The 23,549-nt window shown below is 67.3% G+C and carries 23 protein-coding genes and 1 tRNA gene; 10 read left to right on the top strand and 14 right to left on the bottom strand.

Annotated features, from left to right (window positions below; genetic code table 11):
- The gene (locus G6N46_RS01600; protein ID WP_133427713.1) at window positions 1-633 is read left to right on the top strand and encodes a LysE family translocator; all 633 of its coding nucleotides are present in this window, start codon (window positions 1-3) and stop codon (window positions 631-633) included.
- A gap of 2 nt (window positions 634-635) precedes the next feature.
- On the opposite strand, the gene polA is transcribed toward G6N46_RS01600, so the two are convergent.
- Window positions 636-3,296: a DNA polymerase I gene (gene polA, locus G6N46_RS01595; protein WP_163693098.1), complete on the bottom strand. Its 2,661-nt coding sequence runs from the start codon at window positions 3,294-3,296 to the stop codon at window positions 636-638.
- A gap of 58 nt (window positions 3,297-3,354) precedes the next feature.
- Window positions 3,355-4,242: a LysR family transcriptional regulator gene (locus G6N46_RS01590; RefSeq protein ID WP_133427714.1), complete on the bottom strand. Its 888-nt coding sequence runs from the start codon at window positions 4,240-4,242 to the stop codon at window positions 3,355-3,357.
- A 70-nt stretch (window positions 4,243-4,312) separates the two neighbouring features.
- Between G6N46_RS01590 and G6N46_RS01585 the strand changes: the two genes are divergently transcribed.
- On the top strand, window positions 4,313-5,452 hold the full coding sequence (locus tag G6N46_RS01585) for an FAD-dependent monooxygenase (RefSeq protein WP_133427715.1): 1,140 nt from the start codon (window positions 4,313-4,315) through the stop codon (window positions 5,450-5,452).
- On the opposite strand, the gene G6N46_RS01580 is transcribed toward G6N46_RS01585, so the two are convergent.
- Window positions 5,447-6,886 (bottom strand): FAD-dependent monooxygenase, encoded by a 1,440-nt coding sequence (locus G6N46_RS01580; RefSeq protein WP_133427716.1) that lies wholly within the window; start codon window positions 6,884-6,886, stop codon window positions 5,447-5,449. The two genes, G6N46_RS01585 and G6N46_RS01580, sit on opposite strands and share 6 nt — an antisense overlap.
- The gene (locus G6N46_RS01575) at window positions 6,883-7,449 is read right to left on the bottom strand and encodes a TetR/AcrR family transcriptional regulator (protein ID WP_133427717.1); all 567 of its coding nucleotides are present in this window, start codon (window positions 7,447-7,449) and stop codon (window positions 6,883-6,885) included. Before G6N46_RS01575 ends, G6N46_RS01580 begins: the two co-directional genes overlap by 4 nt.
- A 109-nt stretch (window positions 7,450-7,558) precedes the next feature.
- Here G6N46_RS01575 and G6N46_RS01570 point away from each other — a divergent pair, with 109 nt between their 5' ends.
- From G6N46_RS01570 to G6N46_RS01555, 4 genes are all read left to right on the top strand, one after another.
- Window positions 7,559-8,008 (top strand): Zn-ribbon domain-containing OB-fold protein, encoded by a 450-nt coding sequence (locus G6N46_RS01570; protein ID WP_061006309.1) that lies wholly within the window; start codon window positions 7,559-7,561, stop codon window positions 8,006-8,008.
- The gene (locus G6N46_RS01565) at window positions 8,005-9,207 is read left to right on the top strand and encodes a lipid-transfer protein (RefSeq protein ID WP_020103273.1); all 1,203 of its coding nucleotides are present in this window, start codon (window positions 8,005-8,007) and stop codon (window positions 9,205-9,207) included. Before G6N46_RS01570 ends, G6N46_RS01565 begins: the two co-directional genes overlap by 4 nt.
- A 76-nt stretch (window positions 9,208-9,283) precedes the next feature.
- Window positions 9,284-9,505: a DUF167 domain-containing protein gene (locus G6N46_RS01560; protein WP_138249761.1), complete on the top strand. Its 222-nt coding sequence runs from the start codon at window positions 9,284-9,286 to the stop codon at window positions 9,503-9,505.
- 16 nt (window positions 9,506-9,521) lie between these two features.
- Complete coding sequence (locus G6N46_RS01555; protein ID WP_138249708.1) at window positions 9,522-10,025, top strand: O-acetyl-ADP-ribose deacetylase; 504 nt, start codon at window positions 9,522-9,524, stop codon at window positions 10,023-10,025.
- 61 nt (window positions 10,026-10,086) lie between these two features.
- On the opposite strand, the gene G6N46_RS01550 is transcribed toward G6N46_RS01555, so the two are convergent.
- The 6 genes from G6N46_RS01550 to G6N46_RS01525 all read right to left on the bottom strand — a co-directional run bounded on the left by G6N46_RS01550 (window position 10,087) and on the right by G6N46_RS01525 (window position 16,046).
- Window positions 10,087-10,842, bottom strand: a complete 756-nt coding sequence (locus G6N46_RS01550) for an ABC transporter ATP-binding protein (RefSeq protein WP_138249709.1) — start codon at window positions 10,840-10,842, stop codon at window positions 10,087-10,089.
- Entirely contained in the window at window positions 10,829-11,674 is an 846-nt protein-coding gene (locus G6N46_RS01545; protein ID WP_138249710.1) for an ABC transporter ATP-binding protein, read from the bottom strand. Before G6N46_RS01545 ends, G6N46_RS01550 begins: the two co-directional genes overlap by 14 nt.
- The gene (locus G6N46_RS01540) at window positions 11,671-12,864 is read right to left on the bottom strand and encodes a branched-chain amino acid ABC transporter permease (protein ID WP_138249711.1); all 1,194 of its coding nucleotides are present in this window, start codon (window positions 12,862-12,864) and stop codon (window positions 11,671-11,673) included. Before G6N46_RS01540 ends, G6N46_RS01545 begins: the two co-directional genes overlap by 4 nt.
- Entirely contained in the window at window positions 12,861-13,898 is a 1,038-nt protein-coding gene (locus G6N46_RS01535) for a branched-chain amino acid ABC transporter permease (protein WP_061006303.1), read from the bottom strand. The genes G6N46_RS01540 and G6N46_RS01535 overlap by 4 nt, the downstream gene beginning before the upstream one ends.
- 93 nt (window positions 13,899-13,991) lie before the next feature.
- Window positions 13,992-15,206 carry a branched-chain amino acid ABC transporter substrate-binding protein gene (locus tag G6N46_RS01530; protein ID WP_138249712.1) on the bottom strand — a complete coding sequence of 405 codons (1,215 nt, stop codon included), beginning with the start codon at window positions 15,204-15,206 and terminating at the stop codon, window positions 13,992-13,994.
- A gap of 207 nt (window positions 15,207-15,413) precedes the next feature.
- The gene (locus G6N46_RS01525) at window positions 15,414-16,046 is read right to left on the bottom strand and encodes a two-component system response regulator PdtaR (RefSeq protein ID WP_138249713.1); all 633 of its coding nucleotides are present in this window, start codon (window positions 16,044-16,046) and stop codon (window positions 15,414-15,416) included.
- A 109-nt stretch (window positions 16,047-16,155) separates the two neighbouring features.
- On the opposite strand from G6N46_RS01525, the gene G6N46_RS01520 reads away from it, so the two are divergent.
- The 3 genes from G6N46_RS01520 to G6N46_RS01510 all read left to right on the top strand — a co-directional run bounded on the left by G6N46_RS01520 (window position 16,156) and on the right by G6N46_RS01510 (window position 17,070).
- Window positions 16,156-16,232 (top strand) — tRNA-Leu (locus G6N46_RS01520).
- Window positions 16,233-16,255: 23 nt separating this feature from the next.
- Window positions 16,256-16,528, top strand: a complete 273-nt coding sequence (locus tag G6N46_RS01515; protein ID WP_138249714.1) for a hypothetical protein — start codon at window positions 16,256-16,258, stop codon at window positions 16,526-16,528.
- Between the two features lie 2 nt (window positions 16,529-16,530).
- Complete coding sequence (locus G6N46_RS01510) at window positions 16,531-17,070, top strand: hypothetical protein (RefSeq protein ID WP_135357896.1); 540 nt, start codon at window positions 16,531-16,533, stop codon at window positions 17,068-17,070.
- Between the two features lie 64 nt (window positions 17,071-17,134).
- Here G6N46_RS01510 and G6N46_RS01505 read toward each other — a convergent pair whose 3' ends face one another.
- On the bottom strand, window positions 17,135-19,084 hold the full coding sequence (locus G6N46_RS01505; protein WP_163692536.1) for a cellulase family glycosylhydrolase: 1,950 nt from the start codon (window positions 19,082-19,084) through the stop codon (window positions 17,135-17,137).
- A gap of 579 nt (window positions 19,085-19,663) precedes the next feature.
- On the opposite strand from G6N46_RS01505, the gene G6N46_RS01500 reads away from it, so the two are divergent.
- Window positions 19,664-21,022: an adenylate/guanylate cyclase domain-containing protein gene (locus G6N46_RS01500; RefSeq protein WP_138249716.1), complete on the top strand. Its 1,359-nt coding sequence runs from the start codon at window positions 19,664-19,666 to the stop codon at window positions 21,020-21,022.
- Here G6N46_RS01500 and G6N46_RS01495 read toward each other — a convergent pair.
- From G6N46_RS01495 to G6N46_RS01485, 3 genes are read right to left on the bottom strand one after another with little or no spacing between them, the layout of a single operon-like run.
- Window positions 20,995-21,618 carry a response regulator gene (locus tag G6N46_RS01495; protein ID WP_082934892.1) on the bottom strand — a complete coding sequence of 208 codons (624 nt, stop codon included), beginning with the start codon at window positions 21,616-21,618 and terminating at the stop codon, window positions 20,995-20,997. The two genes, G6N46_RS01500 and G6N46_RS01495, sit on opposite strands and share 28 nt — an antisense overlap.
- A gap of 16 nt (window positions 21,619-21,634) precedes the next feature.
- On the bottom strand, window positions 21,635-22,792 hold the full coding sequence (gene macS / locus G6N46_RS01490) for a MacS family sensor histidine kinase (RefSeq protein WP_064860631.1): 1,158 nt from the start codon (window positions 22,790-22,792) through the stop codon (window positions 21,635-21,637).
- Window positions 22,792-23,544, bottom strand: coding sequence for an amino acid ABC transporter ATP-binding protein (locus tag G6N46_RS01485; protein ID WP_174814008.1), 753 nt, complete (start codon window positions 23,542-23,544; stop codon window positions 22,792-22,794). Before G6N46_RS01485 ends, macS begins: the two co-directional genes overlap by 1 nt.
- Window positions 23,545-23,549 lie beyond the last annotated feature (5 nt).

The raw sequence follows: 23,549 nt of genomic DNA, 5'->3' as shown, positions 1-23,549 counted from the left end.
ATGCTCGCGCACCTTCTCGACGTCCTGCCGGCCTTCCTGGTCGCGTCGGTGATCCTGGCCGCGCTGCCCGGACCGGCGACGGCACTGTTCCTGCACCGCTCGGTGCGCGACGGCCGCAAGGCCGGTCTGGCGGCCGTCGTCGGCAATGAGATCGGCGTCTGCGGGTGGACGCTGGCCGGCGGCGGCGGGCTGTCAATCCTGCTGGCGGCCAATCACTGGCTGTCGCTGGCGCTGCACGTCGTCGGCGCCGCGATCCTGATCTGGCTGGGCATCAGCGCCTGGCGCAGTGCGAAACACCCCACCGACATGGCCGTGACCATGCCGCTGCGCGGCCGCACCCCGGGCGCGGCGTTCCGTGCCGCACTCGTGTCGATCGCCGCCAACCCGAAGGCCGCGGCCTTCGGGATCGTGGTGCTCCCCCAGTTCCTGCCGGCCGGCGGCCCCGTGCTGCCGACGCTGCTGGTGCTCGCCGCCATCCAACTCGTCATCGACACCTCGTGGTGCGTCGGTGTCGTCCTGGCGGCCGACCGGGCGCGGAACATCTTGAGCCGCACCCACGTTCGTCAGCGCATCGAACGCGCCATGGGCGCGATCCTCGTTGCGCTCGGGATCGGGTTGGCGGCCGACGCCTAGCCCTAGTGGGCGGCGGCGTCCCAACTCGGGCCGTATCCGACCGACACCTCGAGCGGCACGTCCAGCGGGTAGGCGCTGCCCATCTGCTCACGCACCAAGGTCTCGAGCGCATCCCGCTCGCCCTCGGCCACCTCGAACAGCAATTCGTCGTGCACCTGAAGCAGGATGCGTGACTTCAGCCCGGCGTCCTCCATCGCGCGGTCGACGTTGGTCATCGCGACCTTGATGATGTCGGCGGCACTGCCCTGGATGGGCGCGTTGAGCGCGGCCCGCTCGGCCGCCTCGCGGACGTTGCGGTTGCTGCTGTCGAGTTCCGGCAGGTAGCGCCGGCGCCCCAGCACCGTCGAGGTGTAGCCGTCCTTGCGGGCCTGTTCGACCACCGAGTGCAGGTAGTCGCGTACCCCGCCGAACCGGTCGAAGTACTGGTCCATCTGCTGCTTGGCTTCTTCGGTCGAGATCTTCAGCTGCGAGGCCAGGCCATACGCCGACAACCCGTAGGCCAGGCCGTATGACATGGCCTTGACCCGGCGGCGCAGTTCCGCGGTCACCTCTTCGCTCGGCACGCCGAAGGCCCGCGACGCGACGAAGGTGTGCAGGTCCTCGCCGGTGTTGAAGGCTTCGATGAGGCCTGCATCGCCCGACAGGTGCGCCATGATGCGCATCTCGATCTGGCTGTAGTCGGCGGTCATGAGCTCGGTGAAGCCCTTGCCGACGACGAACGCCTCACGGATCTGCCGGCCCGCTTCGGTGCGGATCGGGATGTTCTGCAGGTTCGGCTCGGTCGACGACAAGCGACCGGTGGCGGCGATGGTCTGGTTGAAGGTGGTGTGGATGCGGCCGTCGGACGCGACCGCGTTCAGCAGTCCGTCGACGGTGACCTTGAGCCGGGTCGCGTCACGATGCGCCAGCAGATGCTGCAGGAACGGGTGGCCCGTCTTGTCCAGAAGTGATTGCAGCGCATCGGCATCCGTGGTGTAGCCGGTCTTGGTGCGCTTGGTCTTCGGCATCTCGAGCTTGTCGAACAGCACCACCTGCAGCTGCTTGGGCGAGCCCAGGTTGATCTGCTCACCGATCGCCGCGTAGGCCGCCTCGGCGGCGTCGCGAATCTGGTCGGAGAACTGGCTCTGCAGCCGGCCGAGCAGTTCGATGTCGACGGCGATGCCGGCGTTCTCCATCTCGGCGAGGGCGCGCTGTACCGGAAGCTCCATCTGCCCGAGCAGCGCCAGCGAGTCGATCTTGGCGAGTTCCACGTCGAGCGCGTCGGCCAGATCGCCGACCGCCGCGGCACGCACGATCAGCGCCTGGACCGCGGCGTCGTCGACCTCATCGGGGTCGTCGAGCAGCGAAAGCTGTTGCTCCTCTTTGGTTTCCGCCCGTAGCTCGCGGCCCAGGTACCGCACCGACAGGTCGTCGAGGGCGAAGCTGCGCTGCCCCGGACGGACCAGATACGCCGCCAGTGCCGTGTCGGAAGTGACACCGGCGAGCGGCCAGCCGCGGCCGAGCAGGTCGTGCCACGCCAGCTTCGCCTCGTGCAGCGCCTTCGGCGGGCCCGGATCGGCCAACCACGACGCCAGCGCCGCTTCATCCTCGGCGTCCAGCCGCGCGGTGTCGATGTAGACGCCTTCGCCGCTGGCCGACACGATCGCCACCGCGGTCGCGTCGGCGTCGAAGGCCTTGTGCGTGCCCGCGACGGCCATGCCGAAGCGGCTGCCGTTGCTGTGCTCGGCGAGCCAGGCCGCCAGGGTGCCCGGCTCGAGCAGTCCGCCACGGACGTCGAAGCCGAGCTCGACCTCGGGCTCCACGGGCGACAGGGTGTCGAACAGCCGGTCCCGCAGAACCCGGAACTCCAGGTCGTCGAACAGCTGGTGGATGCGGTCGCGGTCCCACGGCTGCACCCGCAAGGCCTCCGGGGTGTGTGCCAACGGCACGTTCCTGACCAGGTCCGTCAGCTCACGGTTGAGGATGACGCTGGAGAGGTTGGCCCGCAGCGAGTCGCCGACCTTGCCTTTGACCTCATCGACATGGTCGACCAGCGCCTGTAGCGAGCCGTACTGGTTGATCCATTTGGACGCGGTCTTCTCCCCCACACCGGGGATACCGGGCAGGTTGTCGCTCGGGTCGCCGCGCAGGGCCGCGAAGTCCGGGTACTGCGTCGGGGTGAGGCCGTACTTCTCCACCACGGCGTCGGGGGTGAAGCGGTGCAGGTCGCTGACGCCCTTCTTCGGGTAGAGCACCGTCACGTCGTCGGTGACGAGCTGCAGCGAGTCGCGGTCGCCGGTGACGACCAGCACCCGGAAATCCTCCGCCTCAGCCTGCGTGGCCAGCGTGGCGATCAGGTCGTCGGCCTCGAAGCCGTCTTCGGCCAGCACCGTGATGCCGAGCGCCCCCAGCACCTCTTTGGTGATGTCGATCTGGCCCCGGAACTCGTCGGGCGTGGCGGCCCGCCCCTCCTTGTACTCCGGGTACTTCTCTTTGCGGAACGTCTGGCGGGACACGTCGAAGGCCGCCGCGACGTGCGTCGGCTTCTCATCGCGCAGCAGATTGATGAGCATGGCGGTGAAGCCGTACACCGCGTTGGTGGTCAGCCCGCCCTGCGTCTTGAAGTTCTCGGCGGGCAGCGCGTAGAACGCTCGGAACGCCAGTGAATTGCCGTCCAGCAGCATCAATGTGGGCTTGGTGGTGGGCGGGGCGTCCGTTGCGGTGGGGCTCACGGCTCTAACTCTATTCAGCCCCACCGACAGCCAGTAACCGCCGCGCCATGTTCACCAACTCCCGGGCCGCCGGGCTCATCGGCCCACCGGCCCGCCACGCGAACACCAGCCGCCCCCGCAGTGCCGGCGTCAGCTTGATCAAGTGCAGATCACTACGCGACCGCACCATCGCTTGCGGCAACACGGCGACCCCCAGCCCCCGCGCGGCGAGGTCGGCCAGCGCCTGCGGTGTGCTCGCCTCGAAGGCGACGTGCACGTCGACGCCGACGGCGGCGCACGCGCCGTCGAACTGGTGCCGGATGCCGGTGCCGACGGGCAGCGCGATGACGGCACGCCCGGCCAGCTCCGCCAACCGGAGGGCCCGCCGCGTATGCCACGGGTCGTCGAGGGCGACGGCGGCCACGATCGGCTGATCGGTCACGACGACGGCAGCGAGCCCCGACGGCAGCGCGGCGCCGACCGACACGATGGCGGCGTCCAGCTGCCCGGTGCGTATCCCCTCGATCAACGCGTCCGAATTGGCGGTGCCGAGGGTGATGTCGACGTGTGGATGGGCCTCATGGAACCGGGCCAGCAGGCTCGGCATGTCGACGTCATGCGCGGTGACCGTGCCGATGGTCACGGAGCCGCGCACGAGGTCGCTCAATTCGGCCACCGCGGTGCGCGCATCGGCCACCGCCGCGAGGGCCGCCCGCGCGTGCGGCAGCACCGCCTGTCCCGCGGCCGTCAACCGAACCTCGCGCCGGGCGCGGTCGAACAGCGGCTCGCCCAGTTCGCCCTCCAGCCGGGCGATCTGGGCGCTGACCGCGGGTTGCGCGACGTGGATGCGCTCAGCGGCGCGGGTGAAGTTGGCTTCCTCGGCGACGGCGACGAAGTACTCGAACTGCCGTAGTTCCATAAGCTTTGATTATAGTTTGTGGAGTACATCGATATTGGACTTATGGTTGTGCCGCACCGAGGCTGGAGTCATGACACCAGTACTCATCGCCGGCGGCGGTATCGGCGGACTCACCACAGCCTTGACCCTGCATACGCGCGGTTTCGACGCACTCGTGCTGGAACGCGCAAATGACCTGCAGCCGTTGGGCGTTGGAATCAATCTGCTGCCGCACGCCGTCCGCGAACTCACCGAGCTCGGCCTCGGTGACGCGTTGACCGCCATGGCCGTGGCCCCGTCAGCGATCCGCTTCTACACCCATCGCGACGAGCTGTTGTTCACCGAACCCCGTGGACTGGCTGCAGGCGACGCCCACCCGCAGCTGTCGGTGCACCGCGGGCGGCTGCAGATGATGCTGCTCGACGCGGTGCGGGCACGTCTCGGCGCCGACGCGGTCCGCACCGGCTGCGGCGTCACCGGATTCCGGCAGCGCGCCGACGGTGTCGTCGTGGACACCGCGGCCGGCCCGGTCGCGGGCTCGGCCCTCGTCGGCGCCGACGGCATCAACTCCGTCGTGCGCGCGGCGCTGCATCCCGGCCCCGATCCCTTGCTCTCGTCCGGTATCACCATGTACCGCGGGGCCAGTGACATCACGCCGTTCCTCGACGGGCACACGATGGCAATCATCAAGGCCGACAACGGGGTTGACCTCATCGCGTATCCCATCGGCGGCGGTCAGGTGAACTGGGTGCTGCAGGTGCCCACCGGGCCGCCCGGCCCGGTGGACGGCGACGCCAGGTGGAACGCACCCGCGACCGCCGACGATGTCCTGCCGCACGTCGCCGACTGGGATCTCGACTGGCTCGACATGAACGCGCTGATCGGCCACAGCCCGGCGCTGTTCAGTTACCCCATGGTCGACAAGGACCCGCTGCCACACTGGGGCGCAGGTCTGGTGACGCTGCTCGGCGACGCCGCGCACCCGATGTACCCCGTCGGGGCCAACGGTGCGTCACAGTCGATCGTGGACGCGCGGGTGCTCGCCGACGAACTGGCGGCCCACGGCTTCGCCGGGCTCCCGAGCTACGAACAGGCCCGGCGCGCCGAGACCGCCGATGTCATCGCCGCCAACCGCGAGATGCACGTCGCGGGGGCATCGCGGGCGCCGGCGGATCTGGCGCGGGTCACCACCCGGTACCGGACCGAGACCGCGACGAGCACCCGGTCATGACGGGCTGCCCGCCCGCACCGGATCGAAGCGACGCAGCTGTTCGCGGATCGCTTCCGGCTGATCCGTGATCGCCGCGATGTGGCCGTCGGGCCGGACCAAGACGTAGGAGCCGGCCGGCACGTCGTAATCCGGTCCGGGGCTCAGGCGCACTCGTGGAACGCCGAAATCTACTGCAGCTCTGCCGAATTCGAGCAACGTCCAGTGCGGTCCGCGGAAGACGTCGAACAGCCGGCGACCGTCGGGCAACAGGCCGTCAGGTGCGCGGTCGCCGGACTGGAGCACGCCCGGCCCGCGTACCTCACCCGCAAGGGGCCCGCCCCGGTAACTGATGTCCAGCTGATGAATGGCGGACGGCGCCGGTCCGGTCGCGGCGAAGCCCTGACGGTGCAGCGCACCACTGAGCTGAAGCACGTTGGCCGCGACCGGCATCCGTTCGGCGGCGTAGCTGTCCAGCAGTTCATCGGGTGCGCCCGCGAGCACGGCAGCCAGTTTCCAGCCGAGGTTGTAGGCGTCCTGCACGCCCGTGTTGACGCCCTGTCCCCCGGCCGGCGAATGGACGTGGGCGGCGTCGCCGGCCAGCAGCACCCGGCCCATCCGGAACCGTTGCGCCATCAGCAGATTCACGCGGTACTCCGAAATCCACCGCAGGTCCGACAGCTCCACGTCGCGGCGCCCGGAGCGCTGTTCAAGCAGTTCCTGCATCCCGCCCAGGGTCAGTGCGGGCGGGTCCGCGCCCGGCGCCATCGTCACCACCAGCTGGAAGTGCTCGGTACCCGCCAGATTCCACAGCGAGAACCGCGTGGCCTGGTCACCGTCACGGGTCAGCAGGTGACAGCACCGGCCGTCGAGCCCGCTGGCCCGGACGTCACCCACGATGATGCGTTCCTCGGTCAGCGCCCCGCCGAGGAATTCGACGCCGGACACCTTGCGCACCGTGCTGCGACCGCCGTCGGCCCCGACGAGGTAATCGGCGCGGACGGGACCGTGGTCGGTCTGCACGGTCACGCCGTCGTCGTCCTGCGCGAAACCTGTTACCTCGGTGCCGAATTCGATGACGCCCCCGAGTTCGACGAAACGTGCCGCCAGAATCTGGTCGGTCCGCCACTGCGGGATCAGCCACGTGAACGGATACGGCACGGCCGGCGTGGCCGCGAGTTCGGGCAGGCCCAAGAGCTCGTAGATCGGCTTGGTCCAGACCACCTCGGCGCCGCGGTACAGCCGCATGGGTGGAAACGGCTCGCCCGCCGCCAGCACCGCACCGATGACGCCCAGATCGTCGAACACCTCGAGGGTGCGCGGTTGCAGTCCCTTGCCACGCGAGCCGGGAAACAACGTCTGAGCCCGGTCCAGCACGCGCACCGGCACACCGCGGCGAGCCAGCTCGATGGCGAGGGTCAGTCCGGTCGGTCCCGCGCCCGCGACCACCACGCTCATCGGGCACCGCCCAGCAGGGGCAGCAGCACGTTGTCGATGAGTCGCGTACTGAAGTCCGTGTCGACGGGGCGGTCGAGATGCATCTGCCGCAGGATCATTGCCTCGGCCACGTCGTGGATCAGCTCGACGTCGGCGTCGGCGTCGATGTCACCCCGCGCGATGGCGCGCTGGAGCGCGTCGTGGAACGGCGACAGCTCCTCTTTGTCGAGGTGTTGACGGAGGGCCTCGGCGAGTTGGTCGTCGTGCCGCATGAGCGTCGCGAGTTCGGCCGTGACCCGCGTCAACGGGTCGGCGACATCCGTTGCGACGGCGTCCATCACGGCGAACAGGTCGCTGCGCAGCGCCCCGGTATCCGGCATCGATGCGTTCCGGGCGGCGTCCGCGGCGTCGAGCGTGGCCCGGACGAGCTGAGCCTTGTTGGGCCAGCGGCGATAGATGGTCGCCTTGCTGGCACCCGCCCGCACGGCCACCGCATCGGTGGTCAATGCCGCGTAGCCCCGTTCGACGAGCAACTCGGCCGTCGCTGCGAGCACCGCCTGTTCCCGCGCCATCCCTCGAACCATGGCAGAAGTGTACGAAACCGTTCCGTACACTTCAATGGGTTTTCCCGGCTGCCGGGATAAAACTGCAACACGTTTCAGTTTCAGGGCTATTGGCAGCTACGCTGAGCTCGTGCCAGGAGTGACGGAAGCCGGTAGTCAGCCGGCAATTGAAGGTTGGTGGGACACCGACGAAAACGGTGCGCCACACCTGATCGGGGCCAAGTGCCCGCAGTGCGGGACCTACGTTTTCCCGCCTCGCGCCAACAACTGCCCCAGCCCGGCGTGTGACAGCGACGTGCTCGAGCCCGTCGCGTTGTCGCGCCGCGGCACGGTGTGGAGCTACACCGAGAACCGCTATCCCCCGCCGGCGCCGTACCCGGCGGCCGACCCGTTCGAGCCGTTCGCCATCGCCGCTGTCCAGCTGGAGGCCGAGGGCCTCATCGTGCTGGGCAAGGTCGTCGAGGGCACACTCGCCGCGGACCTCAAGGTCGGCATGGAGATGGAACTGACCACCATGCCGCTGTACACCGATGCCGACGGTGTCGAGCGCACCACCTATGCCTGGGAGATTGCGAAGTGAGCACGCCTGAGCCGCTGTACATCCTCGGTGCGGGCATGCACCCGTGGGGCAAGTGGGGCCGCGACTTCACCGAGTACGGCGTCGTCGCCGCCCGGGCCGCGCTGGCCGAGGCCGGCCTCGACTGGCGTCAGATCCAGTTGGTCGCCGGTGCCGACACCATCCGCAACGGCTACCCCGGCTTCATCGCCGGGTCGACGTTCGCCCAGAAGCTGGGCTGGAACGGCGTGCCGGTGTCCTCGTCCTACGCCGCGTGCGCCAGCGGTTCGCAGGCCCTGCAGAGCGCCCGCGCCCACATCCTGGCCGGCTTCTGCGACGTCGCGCTGGTCATCGGCGCCGACACCACGCCCAAGGGTGCCTTCGCCCCGGTCGGCGGCGAGCGCAAGAACGACCCCGACTGGCAGCGCTTCCACCTGCTTGGCGCCATGAATCCGGTGTACTTCGCCCTGCTGGCCCGCCGCCGCATGGACCTGTACGGCGCCACCTCCGAAGACTTCGCCCAGATCAAGGTGAAGAACTCCAAGCACGGCCTGAACAACCCGAATGCCCGCTACCACAAGGAGGCTTCGGTCGAGGACGTGCTGGCCAGCCCGGTCGTCTCCGACCCGCTGCGGCAGCTGGACATCTGCGCCACCTCGGACGGCGCCGCCGCGCTGATCGTGGCCAGCGCCGACTTCGCACGCAAGCATCTCGGCTCGCTCGACGGTGTGCCGTCGGTGCGGGCCATCAGCACCGTCACGCCGCAGTACCCGCAGCACCTGCCCGAATTGCCGGACATCGCAACGGATTCCACCGCGGCCATCGCCGGACCGGAACGGGTGTTCAAGGATCAGATCCTCGATGCCGCGTACGCCGAGGCCGGCATCGGTCCCGACGACGTCAACCTCGCGGAGGTCTACGACCTGTCGACCGCGCTGGAGCTCGACTGGTACGAGCACCTGGGCCTGTGCGCCAAGGGTGAAGGCGAGCAGCTCCTGCGCTCTGGTGCCACCACCATTGGTGGTCGCGTCCCGGTCAACCCCTCGGGTGGTCTGGCGTGCTTCGGCGAGGCCATCCCGGCCCAGGCCATTGCGCAGGTGTGTGAGCTCACCTGGCAGCTCAAGGGTCAGGCCACCGGACGCCAGGTCGAAGGTGCCCGGGTGGGCGTGACCGCGAACCAGGGCCTCTTCGGGCACGGTTCGTCGGTGATCGTCGCGCGCTAGTTTCCGATCCGCTGAACGTGAAGAAAATCCCGGGGAATTTCCGATTCCCCGGGATTTTCTGCACGCTGGGCCAGTGATGATTTCGGTCCGGGTCAAGCCGGGCAGCCGCAAAGGGCCCCTCGTCGAGACCGACGACGACGGCACGCTGGTCGTGTACGTCCGCGAACAGGCAGTCGACGGCAAGGCCAACACCGCGGTGATCCGGGTGCTTGCCCAGCATTTCGAGGTGCCCAAGTCACGGGTCGAGTTGGTGTCCGGCGCGGCGGCGCGGATCAAGCGGTTTCGGATCGGCGAATAGCGCCGATACTGCAGTCATGCCACGTATCACCGCCGTCCTCGGCGACATCACGCAGCAGAACGTCGACGCCATCGTCAACGCCGCCAACAATGCGATGCGCGGTGGCGGCGGTGTGGACGGCGCCGTCCACCGGGCGGGCGGCCCGGCGGTGCTGCAGGACTGCGTCGCGCGCTTCCCGCACGGCCTGGCGACCGGCGATGCCGGCTGGACCACCGCCGGCAATCTCCCGGCCCGCTGGGTGATCCACACCGTCGGGCCGAATCACCGCGCGGGCCAACGCGATCCGGAGTTGTTGCGGTCCTGCTACCGGCGTTCACTGGAGGTCGCCGACGAGCTCGGCGCGCTGAGCGTGGCCTTCCCGTTGATCAGCGCGGGTATCTACGGGTGGCCGCTGCACGACGCGATCATGATTGCCGCTGAAACAGTCTCGTCAGCCTCCACCAAGGTCGACGACGTCCGTCTGGTGACGATCGACGACGACATCGTCAACCGAATCGACGCTCAGTTGCGCCGAACATGAGCTTACGTCCGAAATTTCGCGGGTTCTTCGAACACAAGCTCATGTTCGGCGGAAGGACAGCTCAGGCGACGCCGAGGTAGGCGGCCCGGATACTGTCGTCCTTCAGCAGGTCGCGGGCATTACCGCTGCGGGTGACGGCGCCGGTCTCCAGGATGTAGGCCCGGTCGGACCGGCTCAGCGCCTGCTGCGCATTCTGCTCGACCAGTAGCACCGTGGTGCCCTGAGAGTTGATCTCGGAGATGATCCGGAAAATCTGCGAGATGACCATGGGCGCCAGGCCCATCGACGGCTCGTCGAGCAGCAGCACCTTGGGCCGGGCCATCAGCGCGCGACCGATCGCCAGCATCTGTTGCTCACCACCGGACAGCGTGCCGCCGGCCTGCGTCCGCCGTTCGGCCAGCCGCGGGAACGTCGTCAGCACCCAGTCGAGACGCTCATCGTGGTCGTGCTTGGACTCGAATTTGCGTCCGTAGCAGCCCATTTCGAGGTTCTCGACGATGGTCATGCCCGGGAAGATGCCGCGGCCCTCGGGCGCCTGGATCAGGCCCGCGGTCACGCGGCGATGCGCTTTCATCTTCGAGACGTCCGCGCCGTCGAACCATACCGAACCCGACGTGAGCGGCCTCAGTCCGGAGATGGCCCGCATCATGGTGGTCTTGCCGGCGCCGTTGGAGCCGAGCAGGGTGACGAGTTCACCCTCCCGCACGACCAGCGAAACACCGTGCAGCGCTTGAATTCTGCCGTAGTGGACGACGGCGTCGCGGACCTCCAGCAGCACCGGCCGCGGGTCGAGGTCGGCGGATTCAGAGCTCGTCATCGGGCACCCCCAGGTAAGCGGCGATGACCTTGGGGTCCTCGCGAATCTCGGCCGGCAGGCCTTCGGCGATCTTGCGGCCGAACTCCAGCACCACGATGCGGTCGGTGACGCCCATGACCAGTCGCATGTCGTGTTCGATCAGCAGCACGGTGTAGCCGTCCTCGCGGATCGCGTGGATCAGTTCGATGAGTGCGGACTTCTCGCTCGGGTTGAAGCCGGCCGCCGGCTCGTCCAGACACAGCAGTTTCGGCTCGGTGGCCAGGGCACGGGCGATCTCCAGCCGGCGCTGGTCCCCGTACGACAGGTTCCGCGCCTTCTCTTCGCCGCGGTGTGCGATGCCCACGAATTGCAGCAGCGCCGCGGCACGTTCGATGGCGTCGCGTTCCTCGCGGCGGTGCCGCGCGGTGCGCACCAGCGCGCCGGGCACCGACGTCTTGTGCCGGGCGTCAGTGCCGACGACGACGTTCTCCAGCGCCGTCATCTCACCCCACAGCCGGATGTTCTGGAAGGTGCGCGCGATGCCGCGCCGGGTGATCTCGTGGCGCTTGATCTTGCCGAGCGGCGCGCCGTCGAACATCACCGATCCGGACGACGGCCGGTACACGCCGGTGATCGCGTTGAAGCACGTGGTCTTGCCGGCGCCGTTGGGGCCGATGAGGCCGAGAATCTCGCCGCGCCGGATATCGAACGTCACCGAATCGAGTGCGGTGAGTCCCCCGAACTTGACGGTGAGATCGGTTGTGGCCAACAACTTCTCACCCTCGGCGACCTGGACGTCTCGATGCAGGGCGGCGAGTTCCTCGTCGGGTGCGGGCTCTACGGGTTCGGTCATGCCGCCGCCTTCGATTCGTCCGCATTGCGCAACAACGCTCGCGCCGACTTGCCGTAGGTCAGCAGCTGCTGGCGTACCGGGAACAGACCCTGTGGCCGGAAGATCATCAGCACCACCAGCGCCAGGCCGAAGAACAGGTACTTGAGGTCACCGAGGTTGATGCCGAGCACATGCACGCCGAGCAGCCGGTTGGGCAGGTACACGATGATGAACGCACCGACGATCACGCCGAGCTTGTTGCCCTGCCCGCCGAGGACCACCGCGCACAGGAACAGCATCGAGTTGATGATGTTGAAGGTGGGCGGTGCGACGTACTGCACCTGGCCGGCATACAGCGCGCCCGACAGGCCGCCGATGCCCGCGCCGATGACGAACGCCCACAGCTTGAACTTGAAGGTGTTGACGCCCATGACTTCCGCGGCGTCCTCGTCCTCGCGGATGGCGACCCACGCCCGCCCGACACGGCTGCGTTCCAGGTTGCCGACGAGCAGCAGGATGGCGACCATCAGCACCAGGCCCAGCCAGAACCACCACGTGCCGTAGTTGGCGCTGCCGGCGGAGTTGCCGCTGGAGAACACGCCCGTAGGGAGTTTGTCGGTCTCCCCCAGCCGCGGGTAGGCGATCTGGTTGAGGCCGCGGGCACCGTTGGTCAGGTCGGAGAGGTTGTCGGCGAGCAGCCGGATGATCTCGCCGAATCCCAGCGTGACGATCGCGAGGTAGTCGCCGCGCAACCGCAGCGTCGGGATGCCCAGCACCAGGCCGGCCATGGCGGTGACCGCCATGGCCAGGGGTACGCAGGCCAGCCAGGCCCAGTCCTTGTCGAGGAATCCGTCGACCCCGACCTGGTTCCATGGGCTGTCCGGGCTGGTCAGCAGCGCGACGGTATAGGCGCCGACGGCGTAGAACCCGACATAGCCGAGGTCGAGCAATCCAGCTTGTCCCACAACGACATTGAGGCCGATCGCGATGATCGCCACCATCGCGAACTGCGCCATGGTGCCACCGAAGCTGATGCCTGGCGTGTTGAGGAACGACGGGGTGTGCAGCGGCAGCATCGCCACCGCCGTGAACAAGAGGACGCCGAAGATCCATTTGGCGGGCCGGCTCTGCTGATCCCACCACTGGCGTATCTGGTCACCGGGTGCCAGCAGGTACCGGGCCCGGCCCTCGTTCGAATGCTGCCCGCTCATGCTCGCGCCTTCCCGAGACTTTCACCGAGTATCCCGGTGGGACGGATCAGCAGCACCAGCACGAGGAGGACGAAAGCCACCACGTCGCGCCATTGCGTGCCGAAGAACGCCTGGCCGTAGTTCTCCATGATGCCGAGGATCAAGCCACCGAGGAGCGCGCCCCGCAGGTTGCCGATGCCGCCGAGCACCGCGGCCGAGAATGCCTTGATTCCCAACAGGAATCCGCCCGAGTAGATGATGCCCTGCGGCACCTTCAGGGTGTAGAGCAGCGCGGCGGCGCCCGCGAGCAGGCCACCGATGAGGAACGTCGTCATGATGATGCGCTCCCGGGAGACGCCCATGAGGGTGGCGGTCGTCGGATCCTGCGCGACGGCGCGGATGCCGCGGCCGAACTTGGTGCGGTTGAGCGCGATGTCGGTCAGCAGCGCCAGCACGATGGCCGCCACGACGATGACGATGGTGACGTTCGAGATGTTCGCACTGAAGAGCGTGAACTGAGTTTTGGGTTGCACCAGGATGATCGGCTGTTGCGCATTGCTGCCGCCGAAACCCTTGAGGATTTTCGGGAGCACGAAGTGCACGAATTCCTGCAGGACGAACGACATGCCGATGGCGGTGATGAGGAATGTCAGCCCGCGCGCATTGCGGCGGCGCAGTGGGCGGTAGGCCACCACCTCCAGGCCGACGGCCGCGGCGCCGGAGACCAGCATCGCGACCACCATGGCGACGCCCAGGTAGAAGATCGTCAACCCGACGCCGAGGTTGTAGGCATTTCCGCTGGGCTTGAAGCCGAGAATGACCTCCAGCGCGAAGTAGGCGCCGAACATGCCGAGCATGAAGATTTCCGAGTGCGCGAAGTTGATGAGTCGCAGCACGCCGAACACCAAGGTGTAGCCGACGGCGACGAGGGCATAGATGGCGCCCCACGACAACCCGTCAATCGTCAACTGCCAGAACCCGTTCACCAGGTTGTCGACGTTGAAATTGATGTTGGCCGCGGTGCACACGTAGTGGCCGACGCAGTCGGATGTCATCGGGTGGCGGCTCCTCGGTTATCGCGGTGGTGAGAGTCCAGGAACGACGACGCGCCCGGCACTGGGTCCGGACGCGTCGTCGCCTGCAGGTTCCTACTGGACCTTGTAGATCCAGATGAGGTTGGTGGTCAGCTCACCCTTGTTGTTCCACTGGTACTTGCGCGCCACGCCCTGACCTTCGTACTTGGTCACGAAGTCCAGCAGTGCGGGCCGGGTGACGGCGCCCGAGTCGATGCCCTTGACCAGGATGGTGCCCAGGTCGTAGCCCTCGGTGCTGTAGGTGCCGGGCTCCTGGCCGAACTTCTTGGTGTACTCCTCGGCGAACTGCTTACTCGCCGGTCCGCACGGGCACGACAGGATGGCGCCCTTGGTGGCCTCGCCGCCCTGCTTGACGAACTCGGGGTCCTTCGTGCCGTCGGCGCTGGCGAACGTCGCGGTCACGCCGCCGTCCTTGAGCTGCTGAGCGAACGTCGCGGCCTCGGCGTAGTACCCGCTGTAGAAGATCGCGTCCGGTGCGGCGCCCTTGATCTGGGTGACGGCGGCCGAGAAGTCCTTGTCGCCCTTCTTGACCGAGATGTTGCACGCCGAGTCCGCGACCGGTCCCAGCGTGGTACGCACCGCGGTGGCCAGGCCCAAGCCGTAGTCGGTGCTGTCGTCGACGACGCAGACCTTCTTGTACTTGAGGGTGTTCTTCAGGTAGTTCGCGACCGACGGACCCTGCACACCGTCATTGGCCAGGCCACGGAAGAAGGTCTTCCAGCCGTTCTCACTCAGCGTCACGTTGGTGGCCGACGCGGTGGCCGCGACCAGGCCGGCCTGGTCGAAGACCGTGCCGGTGGCCTTCGTCTCGCCCGAGAACGCCGGGCCGACCAGACCGATGGTGAACTTGTCATCGACGATCTGAGGCGCGATGGCCGTCGCCTTCTGGGGGTCGCCTTCGGTGTCGAAGGTCTTGAGCGTCACCTGGCAACCCGGGTTGGCCGCGTTGTGCTTGTCGATGGCCAGCTGCACGCCGTCCTTGATGTTGATGCCCAGTGCGGCATCGGGACCGTTCAGCGCGCCCGCCATGGCGATGGAAACCGGCGGGCAGGTGGCCTTGCCGTCGCCGGCGGGATCGGCCGGCGTCGCGCCCGTGGCGCCCTTGACCTCGCCGCCGTTCTCGTCGATCTGGACCTGTTCGACGATCTTGAGATTCGAGCCGGCCGCGCCGCTCTGCTTCGGATCAGACTGGCTGCATCCCGCCAGACCGAACACGATCAGACCGGCACTGCCGACTGCAAGAGCATTACGAGCTACGCGACTGCGCACGCTTCACCTCCGGGTCATGGTTACGTGGCACCGGACGCGGCCTGCACTCTTCGCAGGTGGGGCCGACATCCGGTACTTCGCGTAGACAGTAACCAACACGGCGCGGCGATACGCGCTGTTGAGCGATGCTCGCCGACGTTGTCTTTATCGGACCTGTGCAAATGCTGCGGCCCGAAACACAGAGTTAACGCCGCGGCATCCCGAGACTCAGTCGGCTGACGGCTCCGTCGTTTCCGCGGCCGGCGGATCCAGCGTCTCGACGACCACTTCGGCCACCCGCTTCATGGTGGTGCGCCGGTCCATGGCGGCCCGCTGAATCCACTTGAACGCCTCGGGTTCGGTCATACCCTGCTTGGTCTGCAGGATGCCCTTGGCGCGCTCGACGAGCTTGCGGGTCTCCAAGCGGTCCGACAGCGACAGGACTTCCTTCTCCAACGCCGTCAGCTCGCCGAACCGGCTGACCGCGACCTCGATGGCCGGCACCAGATCGGTGATCGAGAACGGCTTGACCAGGTAGGCCATGGCACCGGCGTCGCGGGCGCGTTCGACCAGCTCACGCTGCGAAAACGCGGTCAGGATCACGATGGGCGCGATGCGCTTGGCGGCAATCTCGGAGGCCGCGTCGATGCCATCGCGGCGTGGCATTTTCACGTCCATGATCACGAGATCCGGCTTCAGCTGCTCGGCGAGTTCAACGGCCTCCTGGCCGTCGCCGGCCTCGCCGACGATCTCGTAGCCCTCGTCGCGGAGCATCTCCGCCAGGTCCAGCCGGATGAGCGCTTCATCCTCGGCCACGAGAACACGGCGCGGTGTGACGTCATCAGTTGTTGGACCGGTCATCACAACATTGTCGCGTGAGGTGGCCGCTGAGGCGACCTCGGGGCGCGCCGTCGCCGCCAGAATCACATCAACTATGGTGGTACACCGCCACCCAACAACGGGTTGCAACGCCCTCGTATCCCAACTGGCAGAGGAAACGGATTCAAAACCCGTGCAGTGTGAGTTCGAATCTCACCGAGGGCACCAAAGCTCGCCGCTAAACTGCAGGCATGGGGGCACTGCGAGTCACTGCGGATGGATTGTTCGCCGTTGCCGGCCAACTCGAGCAGCATGCCCAGGCGCTGTCGGCACACACCATCAGCGGTGCGCCGCTGCCCGCCGGTCAGTCCACCGCGGATGTCGTCGCCGAGATCCAGTCGCGCGTTGACGCGGCGTCCGCCGCACATGCCGAACGGATCTGGTCTGTTGCCGCCACACTGACCGCCGCCGGACGCGCTTATACCGACTCCGACAGCGCCGCCTCGGCAGCACTGGCGGAATAGTCATGATGGCCGAATTGGAATTGCCGACGCTGGCGCAGATCACCGCTTGGGATGTGCAACACCTGGTCGACGCTGCCGCGCAATGGAACAAGACCGCCGACCTGTGGGAGAACTCGTTCCACGAGGTCTGGCAGGGCACCCTGCGCCCCGGCGGCACCACGTGGGAAGGCAGCGCAGCGGAGAACGCGCAGGACATCGCCTGGCGTGATCTGGTCAAGGTCCGCGGATCGGCCGACGCGCTGCGGGCCGCCGCCAGTATCGCGCACACAGGCGCGTCGTCGCTCTCTGACGTCAAACGACTGGCGCTCAACGCAATTGACGAAGCACGCACCAATGAGTTCGCGGTCGCTGAAGACCTGTCGGTGACCGAGGTCAGGTACCGGTTCGTGGCCCGCGAACGCGAGTCACGCGAGTCGATGGCCGACGACCACTCCGCCGACATCCGGCACTTCGCCGCGAATCTCGTTGCGCTGGACCGGGATATCGCACACCGCCTCCGGGCGACGATGTCCGGCATCGGCGCCCCGATCTACTCGGTCTGAGCCGCACAAACTGCGCGGCCTCCCCGGCGCCTGACACGCCAGGGAGGCCTCGCTCAGACCCGGGCTATGCGCCCTGGTGCTGCTGTGGCTTGCCGTCCGTCGCCGAGGTCTTGCCACCGGTGTCGCTGTTGGACCGCCCCGTCGGCTTCGACGGTTCGCTGGCAGCGGGGGCCGGCTTCTTTGTCTTGCCCGGCTTCTTGCCCGACTTGCCCTTGGTGCCCGCCTTGTCACCAGCCTTGCCATCGGTCGACTTGTCCTGGGCCGCATCGTCTTTGGCCGGCTTCTTGGACTCGGTCGCGGCCTTCGGCTCCGTCGATGCAGGCGAATCGGTCTGCGGCGTCTCCGCCTTCGGGTTCTCGGCCTTCGGGGTCTCCGCCTTCGGGGTCTCGGCCTTGGGAGTTTCAGCCGGGGCCTCTTCCTTCGGCGTCTCCGCCTTGGGCTGCTCGGCCTTGGGAGTTTCAGCCTTGGGAGTTTCGGCCTTGGGGTCCTCGGTCTTGGGAGCTTCGGCCTTGGGATCGTCGACCTTGGTTTCCACGGCCTTGGGATCGACTGCACCGGCGGCGTCGTGCTCAACAGCGTCAACGACCTTGACGTCGCCCGATTCCGACTTGTCGCCGGCCTTCACATGCTCGGCAGTGTCCTTCGCGCCGCCCACCTGAGACTTCAGTTCCGTCGCGGCCCGGTTGGCCTCCGAGAGAGTGTCCGAACTGATCGACGCGGCAGCAGGCGCCAGGCTCGCGGTGGTAGTCGGTTGCGCCGCAGCGGGTTTGAAGATGCCCGACAACAGGCTCTGGAACGCCTTGACGGCATTGGCGAACGCGGTCTGCAGCGACGTGGTGAACGATGCGAACGCCTTCTGGAACTGGGCCACCGCCTTCTGGATCAATTCGGCCAGGGCCACGATCGGCGAGACGATGACGGGTGGCAGACCGATGGCGTCCGAGATCACCTTCACGGCCAGCTTCGCCGTCCAGTCGGCCTGGAAGATGCCGTAACCGGTGTCCGTGCCGGGCACGCCGTCGCGCGTGGTGTAGATGAACAACGGGCCGGTGTAGGTCAGTGCCCGCCAGGTGGTGATGAAGTCCTGGATGAAATCGGCCTGCAGCTGGTTGCTGGTCGGATCGACGACACCGAGTTGGTCGAGCACGGTCTGGAAGCCGTACTCGGTGGCCCAGATCAGTTTGTCGCTGTCACCGTTCTGCACCATGATCGCCCGCATCTGCTGCACCTGGTACAGCGCCGCGAATGGGTTCAACGCGCCCTGCGAGAACTTCAGCACCTGATTGAACTCGTACGGGTGAACCGAGATGGCGTCGAAAAAGCCCTGGGCGCCAGCGGCATACATCGCGGCCAGGAAGGTCTGCGGTGACGAGGTGAGACCGAAGAAGTCCTGCAACGGCGCCAGCGCGCCCGCGATCACGGTGGAGGTCGGGTCGACACCTCCGGTCCCGTTGACACCTTTGAGCGTGGTGTAGACGGCCTTCAGGATCGCGGTGTACTTGACGGGATCCATCGGCTGGAAAAAGCTGGCGCTGTTGGGCTCGTTCCAGACCTCGTACGCGGAGATCACGTCGCCGTACCGCGTCGCCACCTGCTTGACGAAGTCCGCGTAGACGGCCGGGTCGGGCGCGCCCGCACCCGGGATCGTCCCACTGGGCGCCGCCCACAAGGGCGTGTGGCTGATGACGGCCAGCACGCCCATGTTGTGAGCGCGGGCGGCATCCATCACGTTGTTCATGAGGGTCCAGTTGGCGTCATTCGCCAGATCATTGGGACCCGTCATCTTGATCAACGCCCACGGGACGAAGACCCGGATGTTCTGCACCCCGATCGACTGCAGTTGGGTCAAGGTCTTGTCGATCTCCGCCGGCGACAGCCCATAGAGGCTCGAGTCGGCGATGCCGATGCTCGACGACTCCGGATCGATCTCGGCGGTGGGGATGACGTCGACCGCGACCGACCGGGGCGGCGTCGGGGTGACGTGACTGTAGGTGCAGATGACTGCCAACGGCATCAATACGACAACGACTCTCAGCATGAGAGCACGGACCAGACGGTTCACCGCAGTCCCCTTTCCGCCCTGGTCGTCGCCACTCAGCGACGACGCGTGGCAGTTAATTTACTGCTCCGACAACAATTAAAGGAGCGCAAATCCGAAATCTGATCGAAATAGTCCGATCATGCGTTTCAGGCAAATATGGAGGTGTCCTAAATACTTCTGGTATGTACGTATGTAGCTAATCAATATCGGTTTGCATAATTGCAGTAGACAAGTATTTTTCGCATATATCTGCAGTTCACAGCACTTGCCATTCTCGCCAGCTCGCCATTCGACGCAACTGCAGAATATTTGGCAATTTTGATATTGATCCGTGCCATACGTACTTTTCGGCTGCGGCGAAGGGACGCCCAGTACCAACGAATATCCCACTCAGCGAGCGCCTCTAATTGGCCAGAGCAACTGGCCATTAGGGGTCCCGCAACCGCTCCGGACGGCCTCACCAGAGGTACCGCGGCGACCCGCTGTTTCGCCGTCAGCGGAGTATCCGCAGCCGGGCACCAAACGCGGCCGTGCGCGTCTACCCTTTAGTCCATGGCGATCATGGATGACGCTCGCCTCGCCGGTGGCACCGCGACCCCGGCCAGCGCCGAGTTGGTCGCCGCCGTGCGCCGTTCGGTGTGTGTACCGACCGCGACCGTCCGCGAGTGCCTGCACCCGGACGCCGACATCCTGAGCCCGACCGTCGCCCGCAGCCGCCGGATCCTGACCCGCACCAGCCGCCTCGGCGCGATGCTCAGCGTCTTCTTCGCCTTCCAGGCGTTGTCCACCGGCCCGTACACGATGTGGATCGGTGCGGTGAACATCGTCAGCGCCGCACTGTTCCTGCTCGTCCCGGCGCTCTACCGCTTCGGCGAACTCGTCGCGCCAGCGGCATTCGTGCTCATCGCCTACACCTCGGTCACCGTCGTGACCATCAATGTCGGCACGGGCTCCGGCATTCTGCTGTATTTCGCCGTGGCAGGCGCCATCACGCTGTTGATCGTGGGTCTCGAACACGTGGGATTCGCGGCCGCCGTCGCCGCCGTCGGCATCGTCACCGCGAGCGTCCTGGAATTCACCGTGCCGGCGTACACCGGAGCGCAGACCGAGATGGAAGGCCGGGTGTCGTTCGTCATCACGGCGGTGTCCGGCTGCCTGATCGTGATGGCGACCGTCTGGTCCGTCCTGCGCGAGAACGCCATCGCCCAGCGCGCCATCCAGGCGGAGTACCTCCGGTCCGAGACGCTGCTGGCGAACATCCTCCCGGAGTCCATCGCACAGCGCCTCAAGGATCCCGCGCACACGGTGATCGCCGACAAATTCGACGACGCCTCAATCCTTTTCGCCGACATCGCCGGCTACACCCAACGCGCCAGCGACACCACGCCCGCCGACCTGGTCCAGTTCCTGGACACGCTCTACACCGGCCTGGACGCGCTCGTCGACCGGCACGGCCTGGAGAAGGTCAAGACGAGCGGGGACTCCTACATGGTCGTCAGCGGTATACCGCACGGCCGCGCCGATCATCTCGAGGCACTGGCCTGCCTGGCCCTGGACTTCGCCGACGAAGTCCGCGAACTGACCGATCCGAAGGGTCGCCCAGTGCCGGTGCGCATCGGGATCGCCGCGGGCCCCGTGGTGGCCGGCGTGGTGGGGTCACGCAAGTTCTTCTACGACGTCTGGGGCGACGCGGTGAACGTCGCGTCCCGAATGGAGAGCACCGACGTGGCCGGGCGAATCCAGGTGCCGCACAACGTGTATGAGCGCCTGCAGCACGCCTACCAATTCGAGGAGCGCGGCGAGATCGACGTCAAGGGCAAGGGCCTGATGCGCACCTGGTACCTGGTCGGGCGGACCTCAGGCGCGTCGCGCGCCGACGGCGCTCAGTCCAGCCCGTGCTCGATGGCATAGCGCGCCGCTTCCACCCGATTGGCCACCTCCAGCTTGCGGAACGTCGCCTGCACGTGGTTCTCCACGGTGCGGTGACTCAGGGTCAGCCGTTCGGCGATCTGCTTGGCGGTCAGGCCTTTTGCCACGTAACGGAGGATCTCCGTCTCCCGCTCCGTCAAGCCCGCGGCCGGGTCCGCGCCCGGCGTCTTGGCCATGCGCCGGTGCTCCCCCAGCACCAGCCCGGCCAGACCCGGGGTGAACACCGCACGCCCCTCGCCCGTCGCCCGCACCGCGTCGGCCAGCTCGGCCTTGGACGCGCTCTTCACCAGATACCCGGTGGCACCGGCCTTTACGGCCTCCAGCACGTCGTCGCGCTCGTCGGACGCCGACAACACCAGCACCCGGCTCGCCGGCGAGACCGCCAGCACCTGTGTGGTCGCCTCGACACCGCTGCCGTCGGACAGCCGCATGTCCATCACGACCACCTGCGGCTTCACCACCGCGGCCCGGCGTCCCGCGGCGGCGACGCCGTCGGCGGTGGCCACCACGGTGAAGCCGGAGTCCTCGAGGTCACGGGCGACGGCGTCCCGCCAGATCGGGTGGTCGTCGACCACCATGACCGTCAGCTGTGGCTCAGACACCGGTTGCCTTCCGGGGTACCGTCAGCTCCCACTCGGTGCCCGCGCCCGGCGACGTCGTCAGCTCCGCCGCACCGCCCAGTGATTCCAGCCGTCCCACAATGGATTTCGTCACGCCCATATGCCCCTCCGCAGCCGCCTGCGCCAACCGTCCGTCGGCAATGCCCACCCCATCGTCGCGGACGCTCACCACGACCTGCTCGCCGAGGTCTTCGACGAGGACGTAAGCCCGGGCCTCCTGTCCCGCGTGGGCGGCGGTGTTACCCAGCACATTGGCCACCGCGGCATCGAGTTCGCCCGCCACGGCGGCGTCGAGCAGCACCGGGTCCGGCGGCACACTGACCGCGACGCGCTCACCCGCGCGGGCCCGGAGCATCTCCCCGATGTCGACCAGACCACCCGGCGCCTCGTCCAGACCGGAACTGACCAGCCGCCGCAGCGCTCGTTCCTGCTCGCCCGCCAGCTGCGCGAGTGCCGTTGTCTCACCGCCGATTTCCCGGCCCTTCCGGGCCACCAGCGCCAGCACCTGGATGGCGCCGTCGTGCACCTGCCGCGACAGCCGCTCACGCTCCGCGGTCGCCGCCGCCAACCGGATGGCGCGCTGCAACTCCGCGTGGGCACGGCGGGCGGTCTGCGCGGCCATCCCGACGGCGAGTCCCACCGCCAACTCGATGACCAGTGTCGCCTGTCTGCCGAGGTTGGGGTCGAAGTAGCCCTTGAGCACCGCGCCGGTCGCCGTCACGAGCAGCCCGACGCCCATGCCGGCCAGCGGACCCAGCTGGATGGCCGCCGACAACGTCGCGTTGGTGGCCCACAACGTGGTCGGCCACGACTGGTTGCCGGCGATCCACGCCGGAGAAGCCACCAGATCGGTCGACAACACCAGCAGGACGACGGCGAGCACCTCTGCCAGCACCCAGGCGCGCCGCCGTCCGAAGCCCTTCAGGTACGCCACCGCACACACCACGCTCCAGGCGATGAGGAGCCCGAACAGCGCCCAGGTGACGGCCGGGTGCAGCAGATCGTCATTGACCGCGAGCTGAAAACCCAAGGCGTACAGGCAGCTGAGCAGCCGGAAACCCTGCGCCGCCCGCCACAGCGGGGCGGCCGGGTCCGGTTCTGATTCCGGCTTCGAAGCGGGGTGAACAGCCACTACATCACTTTGGACAGAAAAGCCTTCGTGCGTTCATGTTTCGGGTCGGCCATCACCTCACGCGGGGCGCCGCGCTCGACCACCACGCCGCCGTCCATGAACACCAGCTCGTCGGCCACCTCGCGCGCGAAGCCCATCTCGTGGGTGACCACGATCATCGTCATGCCCTGCTGGGCAAGCTTTTTCATGACCGCGAGGACGTCGCCGACCAGTTCCGGGTCCAGAGCCGAGGTCGGTTCGTCGAACAGCATCAGTTTGGGTTCCATCGCCAGCGCGCGGGCGATCGCCACGCGCTGCTGCTGGCCTCCGGACAGCTGGGCCGGATACGCATCGGCTTTGCTGGACAGCCCAACCTGGTCGAGCAGATCCCGCGCACGCTTGACCGCCGCATCACGCTTGACGCCCTTGACGTGCACCGGCGCCTCGACGATGTTCTCCAGCGCGGTCCGGTGCGGGAACAGATTGAAATGCTGAAAGACCATGCCGACGTCGCGGCGCTGGCGGGCGGCCTCCTTGGGCGGGAGTTCGTGCAGCTTGCCGCCGCGTTCGCGGTAACCGACCAACTCCTCATCGACGTACAGCCGCCCGGCACTGACCTGCTCCAGGTGGTTGATGCACCGCAGGAACGTCGACTTGCCGGACCCAGAGGGCCCGACCAGCACGAGGACCTGTCCCCGCTGGACTTCCAGCGAGACGCCCTTGAGTACGTTAAGGGCACCGAAGCTCTTGCACACCTGCTCGGCGCGCACCATCGGGG

The sequence above is a fragment of the Mycolicibacterium phocaicum genome (genome assembly GCF_010731115.1).
GTDB classification, from domain to species: domain Bacteria; phylum Actinomycetota; class Actinomycetes; order Mycobacteriales; family Mycobacteriaceae; genus Mycobacterium; species Mycobacterium phocaicum.
The sequence above is the reverse complement of the archived record's forward strand: the minus strand, read 5'-3'. Positions and strand labels throughout refer to the sequence as shown.

Bases quoted from the DNA above. Each gene is read 5' to 3' on its own strand.
- G6N46_RS01600 (WP_133427713.1), top strand. From the start codon at position 1: ATGCTCGCGCACCTTCTCGACGTCCTGCCGGCCTTCCTGGTCGCGTCG.
- polA (WP_163693098.1), bottom strand. From the start codon at position 3,296: ATGCTGCTGGACGGCAATTCACTGGCGTTCCGAGCGTTCTACGCGCTG.
- G6N46_RS01590 (WP_133427714.1), bottom strand. From the start codon at position 4,242: ATGGAACTACGGCAGTTCGAGTACTTCGTCGCCGTCGCCGAGGAAGCC.
- G6N46_RS01585 (WP_133427715.1), top strand. From the start codon at position 4,313: ATGACACCAGTACTCATCGCCGGCGGCGGTATCGGCGGACTCACCACA.
- G6N46_RS01580 (WP_133427716.1), bottom strand. From the start codon at position 6,886: ATGAGCGTGGTGGTCGCGGGCGCGGGACCGACCGGACTGACCCTCGCC.
- G6N46_RS01575 (WP_133427717.1), bottom strand. From the start codon at position 7,449: ATGGTTCGAGGGATGGCGCGGGAACAGGCGGTGCTCGCAGCGACGGCC.
- G6N46_RS01560 (WP_138249761.1), top strand. From the start codon at position 9,284: ATGATTTCGGTCCGGGTCAAGCCGGGCAGCCGCAAAGGGCCCCTCGTC.
- G6N46_RS01555 (WP_138249708.1), top strand. From the start codon at position 9,522: ATGCCACGTATCACCGCCGTCCTCGGCGACATCACGCAGCAGAACGTC.
- G6N46_RS01550 (WP_138249709.1), bottom strand. From the start codon at position 10,842: ATGACGAGCTCTGAATCCGCCGACCTCGACCCGCGGCCGGTGCTGCTG.
- G6N46_RS01545 (WP_138249710.1), bottom strand. From the start codon at position 11,674: ATGACCGAACCCGTAGAGCCCGCACCCGACGAGGAACTCGCCGCCCTG.
- G6N46_RS01540 (WP_138249711.1), bottom strand. From the start codon at position 12,864: ATGAGCGGGCAGCATTCGAACGAGGGCCGGGCCCGGTACCTGCTGGCA.
- G6N46_RS01535 (WP_061006303.1), bottom strand. From the start codon at position 13,898: ATGACATCCGACTGCGTCGGCCACTACGTGTGCACCGCGGCCAACATC.
- G6N46_RS01525 (WP_138249713.1), bottom strand. From the start codon at position 16,046: ATGACCGGTCCAACAACTGATGACGTCACACCGCGCCGTGTTCTCGTG.
- G6N46_RS01515 (WP_138249714.1), top strand. From the start codon at position 16,256: ATGGGGGCACTGCGAGTCACTGCGGATGGATTGTTCGCCGTTGCCGGC.
- G6N46_RS01510 (WP_135357896.1), top strand. From the start codon at position 16,531: ATGATGGCCGAATTGGAATTGCCGACGCTGGCGCAGATCACCGCTTGG.
- G6N46_RS01505 (WP_163692536.1), bottom strand. From the start codon at position 19,084: ATGCCGTTGGCAGTCATCTGCACCTACAGTCACGTCACCCCGACGCCG.
- G6N46_RS01500 (WP_138249716.1), top strand. From the start codon at position 19,664: ATGGCGATCATGGATGACGCTCGCCTCGCCGGTGGCACCGCGACCCCG.
- G6N46_RS01495 (WP_082934892.1), bottom strand. From the start codon at position 21,618: ATGGTGGTCGACGACCACCCGATCTGGCGGGACGCCGTCGCCCGTGAC.
- G6N46_RS01485 (WP_174814008.1), bottom strand. From the start codon at position 23,544: ATGGTGCGCGCCGAGCAGGTGTGCAAGAGCTTCGGTGCCCTTAACGTA.